The sequence below is a fragment of the uncultured Desulfovibrio sp. genome (assembly GCF_944324935.1).
GTDB lineage: Bacteria > Desulfobacterota > Desulfovibrionia > Desulfovibrionales > Desulfovibrionaceae > Desulfovibrio.
In genome coordinates this window covers 1-9,660 of the sequence record NZ_CALUYG010000065.1, presented here as the reverse complement: position 1 = coordinate 9,660, position 9,660 = coordinate 1, and the positions used below count along the sequence as shown (strand labels likewise).

The 9,660-nt window shown below is 66.2% G+C and carries 12 protein-coding genes and 1 pseudogene; 9 read left to right on the top strand and 4 right to left on the bottom strand.

Translation table 11 applies throughout. The features are described from left to right. A pseudogene (locus Q0J54_RS11330) lies at window positions 1-88 on the top strand (IS5/IS1182 family transposase); the annotation flags it as partial. Window positions 89-97: 9 nt separating this feature from the next. Here Q0J54_RS11330 and purM read toward each other — a convergent pair. Continuing rightward, entirely contained in the window at window positions 98-1,162 is a 1,065-nt protein-coding gene (gene purM / locus Q0J54_RS11325; protein WP_296305801.1) for a phosphoribosylformylglycinamidine cyclo-ligase, read from the bottom strand. Window positions 1,163-1,273: 111 nt separating this feature from the next. Between purM and Q0J54_RS11320 the strand changes: the two genes are divergently transcribed. The 5 genes from Q0J54_RS11320 (at window position 1,274) to Q0J54_RS11300 (ending at window position 5,537) form a co-directional block, all read left to right on the top strand. Further along, window positions 1,274-2,140 carry a hypothetical protein gene (locus Q0J54_RS11320; RefSeq protein ID WP_296305800.1) on the top strand — a complete coding sequence of 289 codons (867 nt, stop codon included), beginning with the start codon at window positions 1,274-1,276 and terminating at the stop codon, window positions 2,138-2,140. 1 nt (window position 2,141) lies between these two features. Next, window positions 2,142-3,152 (top strand): AmmeMemoRadiSam system radical SAM enzyme, encoded by a 1,011-nt coding sequence (gene amrS / locus Q0J54_RS11315; protein WP_296305798.1) that lies wholly within the window; start codon window positions 2,142-2,144, stop codon window positions 3,150-3,152. Continuing rightward, on the top strand, window positions 3,152-3,655 hold the full coding sequence (locus Q0J54_RS11310) for a cob(I)yrinic acid a,c-diamide adenosyltransferase (protein WP_296305796.1): 504 nt from the start codon (window positions 3,152-3,154) through the stop codon (window positions 3,653-3,655). The genes amrS and Q0J54_RS11310 overlap by 1 nt, the downstream gene beginning before the upstream one ends. A gap of 119 nt (window positions 3,656-3,774) precedes the next feature. Next, window positions 3,775-4,341: a translation initiation factor 2 gene (locus Q0J54_RS11305; RefSeq protein WP_296305794.1), complete on the top strand. Its 567-nt coding sequence runs from the start codon at window positions 3,775-3,777 to the stop codon at window positions 4,339-4,341. 191 nt (window positions 4,342-4,532) lie between these two features. Next, the gene (locus Q0J54_RS11300) at window positions 4,533-5,537 is read left to right on the top strand and encodes a peptidoglycan glycosyltransferase (RefSeq protein ID WP_296305792.1); all 1,005 of its coding nucleotides are present in this window, start codon (window positions 4,533-4,535) and stop codon (window positions 5,535-5,537) included. A gap of 265 nt (window positions 5,538-5,802) precedes the next feature. Here Q0J54_RS11300 and Q0J54_RS11295 read toward each other — a convergent pair whose 3' ends face one another. The 3 genes from Q0J54_RS11295 to Q0J54_RS11285 form a co-directional block, all read right to left on the bottom strand. Next, on the bottom strand, window positions 5,803-6,297 hold the full coding sequence (locus Q0J54_RS11295; protein WP_296305789.1) for a hypothetical protein: 495 nt from the start codon (window positions 6,295-6,297) through the stop codon (window positions 5,803-5,805). A gap of 61 nt (window positions 6,298-6,358) precedes the next feature. Further along, window positions 6,359-7,039: a hydrogenase nickel incorporation protein HypB gene (gene hypB / locus Q0J54_RS11290; protein ID WP_296305787.1), complete on the bottom strand. Its 681-nt coding sequence runs from the start codon at window positions 7,037-7,039 to the stop codon at window positions 6,359-6,361. 17 nt (window positions 7,040-7,056) lie between these two features. Continuing rightward, window positions 7,057-7,422 (bottom strand): hydrogenase maturation nickel metallochaperone HypA, encoded by a 366-nt coding sequence (locus tag Q0J54_RS11285; RefSeq protein WP_296305784.1) that lies wholly within the window; start codon window positions 7,420-7,422, stop codon window positions 7,057-7,059. Window positions 7,423-7,499: 77 nt separating this feature from the next. On the opposite strand from Q0J54_RS11285, the gene Q0J54_RS11280 reads away from it, so the two are divergent. From Q0J54_RS11280 to Q0J54_RS11270, 3 genes are all read left to right on the top strand, one after another. Then, the gene (locus tag Q0J54_RS11280; RefSeq protein WP_296305782.1) at window positions 7,500-8,234 is read left to right on the top strand and encodes a tetratricopeptide repeat protein; all 735 of its coding nucleotides are present in this window, start codon (window positions 7,500-7,502) and stop codon (window positions 8,232-8,234) included. Between the two features lie 18 nt (window positions 8,235-8,252). Next, window positions 8,253-9,107 (top strand): AMIN domain-containing protein, encoded by an 855-nt coding sequence (locus Q0J54_RS11275; RefSeq protein ID WP_296305780.1) that lies wholly within the window; start codon window positions 8,253-8,255, stop codon window positions 9,105-9,107. A gap of 215 nt (window positions 9,108-9,322) precedes the next feature. After that, window positions 9,323-9,660: IS5 family transposase (locus Q0J54_RS11270; protein WP_296305778.1), on the top strand; the 338-nt coding region annotated here is incomplete at its 3' end.

Genomic DNA, 9,660 nt, shown 5'->3' with positions numbered 1-9,660 from the left:
AGTTGCTACACGGTATGCCAAAAGATGCGCCTCTTTTCTTGCCGCCGTTCAAATTAGATGCATATCTTTGTGGGCAAGCATAATTTGACGACACTATCTAGTCCGGGAACTGCATGACGACCTGTTCGCCGCCGCCGTTACGCATGGCGATGGTGCCGATGTCCCAGGCCTTGAGGCCCTGCTTGCCCGCCTGGATGCGGCTGATGGTCTCTTCCACCTGATCGGGCGGCAGGATGAGCACATAGCCGATGCCGGCATTGAAGATCTGGAGGATCTCCGGCCAGGTCAGCGCGCCGGCCTCATGCAGCCAGGTGAAGACCGGGGGCATGTCCCAGCTGCCGAAGGTGATGCGGGCCTCCACCTGCGAGGGCAGCACGCGCGGGATATTGTCGTAGAAGCCGCCGCCCGTGATGTGGGCCATGCCGCGTACGTCGATGTCGCGCAGCAGCTGGCGGACGGTATCCACATAGATGATGGTAGGCGTCATAAGCACATCGCGCACCAGCGCGCCGCCGGCCCCGGGGAAGGGATCATCCGGCGCGAGGCCGCTCTGTTCCAGCACCTTGCGCGCCAGCGAATACCCGTTGGAGTGGAGGCCGGAAGAGGCGATGCCCACGATGTGGTCGCCCACCCGGATGCTCGAGCCGTCGACCAGTTTGGCGTTGTCCACGATGCCCACGCAGAAGCCCGCGAGGTCGTATTCGCCGTCGCCGTACATGCCGGGCATCTCGGCCGTCTCCCCGCCGAGCAGGGCGCAGCCGGCCTGGCGGCAGCCCTCGGCGATGCCGCTGATGACCGTGTGGGCCGTTTCCACATCCAGCCTGCCGGTGGCGAAATAGTCGAGGAAGAAGAGCGGCAGGGCGCCCTGTACCAGAATGTCGTTGACGCTCATGGCCACGAGGTCGATGCCCACCGTATCATGCTTGTTGAAGGCAAAGGCCAGCTTGAGCTTGGTGCCCACGCCGTCCGTGCCCGAAACCAGAACAGGATCGCTCATGCCGCTGAGTTCGGGGCGGAACAGGCCGCCGAAGCCGCCGATGTCGGAAATGACACCCTTGGTATGGGTGCTGGAAACAAGATGCTTGATGCGGCTCACGAGATCGTTGCCCGCCTCGATGTCGACGCCGGCGTCCCTGTAGGCTCTGGAGCGTTCCGTGGTCATAAGTGCCTCCTTAGCAGCACCAGTTGATAGCACAGTTTTTCATAAATCCCAAGCGGCTTTCCCCCGCATTTTTTCGTAGACCCCCGCTGACGGCGCTGGTATACTGAAAGCATGAAAAAAATATTTTTCTTTTCCGGGCAGGCGACGCCATCCTGCACGTCTTCGGCGGACAGGACGGGCGGGAGGGGAACAGCCGGCAGGCTGGGGCTGGCCGCGGGGCTGGCTCTGTGCATGCTGGGGCTTGGTGCGGGCCCCGGAGCGGCGGTGGCCGCCTCCTCTCCGCAGGAAAGCGCCCTGCGGCCCGCCGAGGAGTGGGGCACGACGCAGATGCCGTCAGCGACGCCCAACAGGGGACAGCTTTCCATCGAGCGTGACGAAAAAACCGGCGACATCGAGATGAACATCACGGCGCCGCGTCAGAACGTCGATCCCAATGCCTGGCAGCAGCCGCCCATTTATCTTGCGCCGCAGGTCTACCCGGGCACGGGGGGAAGCGGCGCGTATCCGCCCGGCTACCAGCCGGGGTATCAGCCGGGCTACCGGCCGGGGTATCGTCCCGGTTACCGGCCGGGGTATCATCCCGGTTACCGCCCGGGCTATCATCCCGGTTACCGCCCGGGCTATCCTTCCGGCTATCCCGGCCGCCCCCCCAGCGGGCAGACGGGCTGGCCCGGCGCGCCCTCGCGGCCGTGGCCGCCCACATCCGGCCAGTATCCATCCTCTCCCGGACAGAATACGGGGCAGCATCCGTCCTATCCCGGCACAGGCCAGTACCCGAATCAGAACCCGGGCGGCCTCTATCCGCCGCCGACGGACGGCTGGCACTGGTATCCTGGCTATCAGGGCGATAAGGGCCCCTATCCGCCCGGCGTCATGCCCCTCAATGAAGGCATGGGCACCGTACCCGGGACAAGCGGCATGACGCCCGGCACAGGCATGACGCCGTACAGCCGCATGCCCTCCTTCAGGAGGCGCTGACATGCCCGCCGCCTTCGGAGAAAGCCGTGCCGACGGCACGGTGGAATGTCTGCTGTGCGCGCATCACTGCCGCATCGCTTCCGGCCAGCGCGGGCGCTGCGGCGTGCGGGCCAATCTGCGCGGCACGCTGATCAGCCTGGTGGAAAAAGTCATCACGGGCACGGCGCTTGATCCGGTGGAGAAAAAACCGCTCTATCATTTCCTGCCCGGCACGCGCACCTTTTCCATCGGAAGCGCCGGCTGCAACTTTTCCTGTCTGTTCTGCCAGAACCACGAAATCTCGCGCGGGCCCGCCGAGGACGGCAAGGTGACGGGCCGGCAGGCGGACGCGGATATCCTGGTGGACCTGGCGCGCCGCAATTGCGCGGAAAGCATGGCCTTCACCTACAACGAACCCACGATCTTCTTTGAACTCATGTTCGGCACGGCCGGGCTGGCCCGCAAGCAGGGCCTGCGTACCATCATGGTGACCAACGGCTTCATGGGCGAGGAATGCCTGATGTCGCTCCAGCGGCGCATCGACGCGGCCAATGTGGATCTCAAGGGATTCAGCGAGTCTTTCTATCGCAAGTATTGCGGCGGACGGCTCCAGCCGGTGCTCGACAATCTCAAGCGCATGAAGGCCTTCGGCTGGTGGCTGGAGGTGACGACGCTGATCATCCCCGGCGTCAACGACGGCTCGGCCGAACTGCGCGCGGCGGCCCGCTTCATCCGGGACGAGCTGGGGCCGGACACGCCGTGGCATCTGACGGCCTTCCGCAAGGCCTACCATATGACCGATCATCCCGAGACCCCGGTGGGCCAGCTCGAGGACTGCTGGGAACTGGCCCGCGGCGAAGGGCTGCATTTCGTCTATATCGGCAATGTCCTCAGCGCCGTGGGCGGCAACACCTATTGCCCGAACTGTAATGCCGTCTGCATCGAGCGGCAGGGCTGGCATGTGCGGCTCAAGGGGCCGTCAGCCGGCATCTGTCCGGCCTGCGGCACGGTCCTGCCGGGAGTGTGGCGCTGATGATCCTCATCTATACCGGGAATGGCAAGGGCAAGACCAGCGCCTGCGTGGGACAGGCCCTGCGCGCGCTGGGGCAGGAGCTGCGCGTCGGCTTCGGCCAGTTTATGAAAAAGGATGTGCGCGCCGGGGAACAGGTTCTGCTGGAACGTCTGCTGGGCGAAAACTTCCGGGCGGGCGGCCGCGGCTTCTTCCGCAGGGAGGAAGAACGGGAGGAGCACCGGGCAGCGGCCCGGACGCTGCTGTCCTGGGCCCGGGAGCGTCTGCCCCGTCTGGACATGCTGGTACTGGACGAGAGCCTCTACGCCCTGCGCGCCGGCCTGCTGGAACGCGCGGAGGTGGAAGCGCTGCTGCGGGAGGCGCGGGAGCTCTCCTGCCATCTGGTGCTCTCCGGTCGGGATGCGCCCCAGTGGCTCATGGATATGGCCGATCTGGTGACGGACATGGGCGAGGTCAAGCATCCGGCCCAGAGCGGCGTCAAGGCGCAGCGGGGCATAGAGTTCTAGGGCCTGTCAACACGATGCGTTGCCTGTTTGGGGCGAAGGCCCCCCGCCTCGCCCGGGAAGGGGTCCCCTTCCCCCCGGGCCCCATCCCCACCGCGCCTTCCGCAACAGGTATGACGAGCATGGATATCTACATCGCCGGTTCCTTTCGTCACAAGCACGGTGTGCGTCTGCTGGGAAACGCCCTGCGCGCGCTGGGCTGCCATATCCTCGACTGGACGGAAAAGGCCGCCCCGCCGCCGGGCCTGACGCCCGCACAGCGCCGCGTCTGGATGGATACCGACCGGGAAGGCGGGCAGGTGTATGCCTTTTGCCGGCAGGCCTGTCTGACCGCGGATATGGTGATCTACTACGGGACATCCGGGCAGGATGCCGGCGTGGAGGTGGGGCTTGCCGCCGGCGCGGGCGTGCCGCTGCTGGGCATCCGCGGACCGCTGGAAGCGCCGGGCCTCATGCTGCACGGCGCCATGACCTGCTGGGTGGATGAGGTGGAGGACGCCGTGGCGCTGGTGCGGCAGCTGTGCGCGCTGCTGCGGACGGATGCCCCGCCTGCGCCGGAGACGCCGGCGGACGTGCGGCGGCTACTGGCGGCGCTGCGCCGTCGCAAGGTCGCCGCGGACCACGGCCTCCGCACGGAGGATGCGGCGCCAGGCGGACAATGGCTTGCCTCCGGCGGTTCCGGCTGCTAGAAGTCCTCGCAGGGCCGGCTTCCCGTGGGCGGGAGCCCGGCAGACGTTTTTCCGTGGCCTCCTGGCCCGCACACGGCCGCCGGCAGGCGAAGGCGGCATGCCCGCCTGTCCGCGTGGCGTCGCATCCCTTCCCGGGCCGCTCCCGTGTGCCGCCAGATCGATCCCCAATGCCCCTTGCCCAGGATGTGACCATGCAGCACCTTGTCTCCCTGCTTTTTCTGGCCCTTTGCCTGTTGTTGCCCCAGAGCGGTCTCGCCTCGCCGGCCGCTGCCGAGGAGGAAGCCGAGCCGCCGACCCTGAGCATACGCAACCAGACGGCGCAGGAGCTGTTGAGCGTGCGCTTCAGCACGGCCCGGCAGGAAAGCTTTGCCCGGCTGGACCTGCCGCCGGCCGGTGAGGATGCGCTGGAGAACCCGGGGGGCAGGCAGGACATCCGTCTGGATATGGGTTTTGCCCTCTGGACGTTCACGGGCGTCGCCCTGGACGATCTGACGGGCATCGCCACGTGCGCCGACCACAAGGAAAGCTGTCTTATCCTGCTGCACCGTAACGGCAGGACGGAACACCGGCAGGGAACGGTCTGGAACCTGCTGCCCGAACCGGGCAGCCGCCCCGTCTGCGCGCTGACCCGCTTCCGTACCGGCATGAAGATGCAGGACGCCTGCGCCATCCTGGAAAAGGATGCGCCCCGGGACGAAAACGGGGCCGTGCTGACCAGCCTCGGTTTTGCCGGCCTCATCTGGGCGGCCCGGCTGACGCCCGGGCCCGGCAAGCCCGAGACCGCCTCGCTGGAGCATCTGGAATTGCGGCAGGTGCTCACCCGCGAGTATCTGCACGCTCTGCTCCAGACCCTCTATACGCAGGGCTATTGCCTCTGGCAGGCGGAATTCCCGGGCATGGACGTGGACTTTACGGAAATGGCCGCCATCGACGATGCCCAGCGCCAGCGTATCCTTGAGCAGGGCATCGATCTCATCTTTTCCGCCGGGGCGGGCGAGGCCTCCATCATGCTGGCTCCGCGCTCGCAGGTGGCGGCACTGCGGGAAGCCGACGCGCCGGGCGAGGATGTGCAGCTCTTCACGGTCAGCCTGTATCCCGCCTCGCGGACGCTGCTTGTGGACATTGCCGCCTACCGTGCCGACGAGGGCGGGGATGCTTCTCGCGGCAGCGGGGCGAAGAAGGGCGGGAAGTCCTGAACATCCCGCACGGGGGACACTTTCTGGACGGCCGCCGGCATGGAGTCGGCGGCCGTCCTCGTTTGTGCGGGGCGCGCGGTCCGCATGGAGCGGACAGGCGGGTGGCCGGGGAGGACCGGACGTCCCTCCGGCATGTGCCGTCCTCCCGCCTGCCGTGCACGGCGTGTCCGGCCGCGGCAAAACGACGACTTCCCGTCCCGGGGCATCCGGCAGTGTCTCCCGGCGCGAAAAAAAGCGCCGCCCGGAGGCGGCGCAGGCAAGGCGGTCATATCCAGCCGTTGAATCCCGGCCAGGCAGGCGGCGGAGGCGGCGGAGGCGGCGCGGGCCGGTAGGGGCGATGCCGCTTCCAGAACCTGCGGTCACCGTCCCGGAAGGGAGCCCACCGATCATAGGCATCGTCATCGTCGTAGCGCGGAACCGAACGCCGGGGGTCGTAGCCGTAAGGATAGGTGGGCCGGGGCCGGCGCGGGTCATAGCCGAAAGGCGGGGGCGTGTAGGGGGCCCCGTAGCCGTAGGGGGGAACCGGATACGGCGGGGGTGGCGTGCCGTACTGGTAGGGCGGTCGCGGACGTCGCCGGTCGCCGCGGTAGCGGTTGTCCCAGTGGGGGCGTTCCGGCCGCTGACGCTCCACCAGCAGGGGGCGGTCGTCCCCCGTCTGTCCCGGTGTCCGGGAGAGGTCGGCGGGCGAAGCCTGCACCGCTCCGCAGGAAAGGCCTCCGGCAAGCAGCAGGGCGGCAAGCAGTTTGCCCAGATGGTTCATGGATCCTCCTTCCGCGGCACGGCTGCCGCACAGGCAAATGATGGGGGGCAGGATCGCGGGCTCAGCGCTCCTGACGGGACAGCCTGCCCTGACGCCGTGCCTGACGCATGGCGCGCAGCCATTCGTACCAGCCGTCAAGCCCCTGTCCGTTGCGGCAGGAGACCTCAAAGACAGCCAGGTCATGGTTCAGGCGGGTGGCGAAATCGCGGGCCCGGCGCACGTCGAAATCCACATGGGGCAGCAGGTCGATCTTGTTGAGCAGCATGGCCCGGGCAAGATTGAAGAGCAGGGGGTATTTTTCCGGCTTGTCGTCGCCTTCGGCCACGCTGAGCAGGGCGATCTTGGCGTCCTCGCCGCAGTCGAACTCCACCGGGCAGACAAGGTTCCCCACATTCTCGATGAAGAGGATGTCCAGCCCGTCCAGATCGAGGTTGTCCAGCGCCTGGAGGATCATGCTGCTGTTGAGGTGGCAGCCGCCCTCGGTATTGATCTGCACGGCCTGCGCGCCCGTGGCGGCCACGCGGCGGGCGTCGTTGTCCGTCTGGAGGTCGCCCTCAATAACGGCCATGCGGAATTCGCCGGACAGGTCGGCCAGGGTGCGCTCCAGCAGGGTGGTCTTGCCCGCGCCAGGTGAGGAGATGAGGTTGAGCGCCAGTATTCTGCCGGGATCAAGACGCGCACGCACCTGTTCGGCAAGCTTTTCGTTGGCTTCAAGAACATTGCGCACAACGGGTATCTGCATGGGTCCTCCTGTATGGCCTATGAGGCGTCCAAATGGGAAATGCGTAGTTCCTTGCCCTGCTCCACCGTATGCCCGAACTGCTCGCCGCACTGCGGACAGGGCTGCCAGAGGGCGTCCTGTCCCGATTCGCCGCCGAACACCGTGCCGCAGCCGAAGCAGCGCAGACGCAGGGGCACGATGCGCAGCTCCAGCCGGGCGTCGGCCCAGGGGCCGCCGTCAAGCAGGGCCGACAGGCAGAAGCGCAGGGATTCCGGCTCGACGCCGGACAGGGCCCCGCATTCCAGGCCGATGCCGTCCAGGCGGGTGCAGTGCCGGGCCGTCATCTCGTCCCGTACGATGTCGAGGATGCTCTGTGCGATGGCCATTTCGTGCATGGGCGGCATGCTAGCTCAAAGTGCCCGCCGCGTAAAGGCGTGGAGAGGAATCTTGCCATTCGGCCCAAATGATGTAGAGTCGGGGCATGAGAAATCCCAAGTTCATCGGCGTCTATTCTGTTGCGGCGGCGCAGCCCTCCGGGCAGCGCAAGACCTTGTACTTCGTCTGGGAGGTCGAAACCGGCAGCTTTGTCGTGCAGCGGCTCAACAACGCCTTTCAGCCGGTTGCCGAACCGGAACGGATGACGGCGGATGTCTTCAACCAGCGCTTCACGGCGGAGCCCGCCATCCTGGCCATACCGGTACGCTCTCTGGACATGTCCAGAGTAGTGGGGCGCTTTGTGCCGCCGCCCCAGAGCGAACCGGCGGACATTTTCGGCCAGGCCTCGGCCGCGGAGCAGCAGCGCAGGGCACAGCTTGTGGAGAGCGGCATGCGGGAGACCTTCCGTAAGGCGCTGGCCCGGCTCAAGCGGCCCAAGGAGCGGCAGACGGCCTTTAGCACGCTGGAGCAGCTCGCCTCGGTGCGGGAGGGCATCCAGCCGCAACACAAGCACATGTTCCGGGATTTCGGCGCACGGCTGCGGCAGCTTTCCTACCCGTCGGCGGCGCTTGCCTTCAGCCGGCGGGTGCTGGACCTTGCCCCGGACGATGATCATGCCCATTTCAATATGGCGCGCGTCCTGCACGCTCTGGGTGAGGATGAAGCCGCCATCAAGCATTTGCAACGCGCCATGCTGCTGGACGCCAGCGAGCCCGTCTACGCGCGCATGCTGCAATACATCCGCAATGAGCAGCGGCGTTCTTCACGGAACAGCCGCTAGGCAGGAGGATCCACAGCCATGAACAAAGCCTTTATCGGCATACTGGTTGCCGTCTGCATTCTGGGGATGGCCCTGATCATGCTGAATGAGTGGAAATCGTCCAGCAGCGATCCCGCACCGGCGGCCCCGGCGGCCCTGGAGGCTTCTCCCGCCGTTCCGGCGGCTCCCGGCGATCTGCCGCCGCATGCCGGCGGCGGGCTCACGCCGCCGTCGCCGGAGCAGAACGCCGTCCCGCCCCTGCCGGAGGCGGCCCAAACGGCCTCTCCGCCGCCCCTGCAGGAGGCTCCCGCCCACACGCCACCGAGCGAGGCCTTGGAACGCGGCTTCGCCTTCAATGACACCGACGTCGCGGCCCCGCAGGCCACCCCGCAGGCTATGCCCGCTACGGAAGGGGCCGTCCGGCCCGCGCTGGATGTGCCGCCGCAACCCGCACTGGGCGCCGGGGCCGAAACGCCGGCCGCTCCTGCCGCCGTGGAGCCGCGTCAGTCCGCCGAACCGGCCGCCGAGCGCGCCGTACCGGAAAAGAAGGAAGAAAAGAAGACCGAAAAGCCCGCTCCGGCGGCCAAGGCCCGCACGGTCACCCGTTTTGTGGTCTTCGCCCGGGAGACGGGCGCAACGGTCCGCATCGAGGGCTCCAGCCCCATTGAGTACAAGTACCTGCCGCTGGACAATCCTCCCCGTGTGGCCGTTGACCTTATGGGCGAATGGACGGTCAAGGCGCCGGGCGTGCCGAAGAATCCGGCGGTCACCAATGTTCGCCTCGGCAAGCTGGACGGCCGGACGCGGGTGGTTATCGACCTTACCGGCCCGGGCAAGATACGGCATATCCTCTCCAAGGACCGTAAGCGTCTGGATGTGCGCATCGACCGCTGACGACAGCCCCCTCGTGATAAAAAAAGGACGCCTGAGCGTCCTTTTTTATGGGCAAGCAAACGCAGCGTCTGGAGGGGACGCCGCATGCGAAGATTTTTTCAGGTCATCTTCCCGCGGCTTGCCGTCGATGCCCGCAAGGCTCCCGCGTCGCCTAGATAGTGTCGTCAAACTAAAAATATGTTATAATCTCTTCACTTGCAATGAGGAGAGACCATATGGCGGCACATCGGAGGCATGATATTTCCGACAAGGTGTGGGCAAACATTGAAAAACTTCTTCCCGGTTCCAAAGGCTGTGTCGGTCGTCCTTCCGCCGACAACCGCTTGTTTATCAACGCCGTCTTCCGGATACTGAGAACCGGGGCTCCGTGGCGGGATTTACCCCCCGATCCTGGCGACTGGAAAAATACACATCGCCGCTTCCGCCGATGGCGAGATCGGGGCGTTTGGGAGAAGATACTCGAAGCTCTCATTGTTGAACCTGATTTTGAATGGCTCATCATTGATGCCAGCCATTGCAAAGTTCATCCGCATGCGGCGGGCGCTGCGGGAGG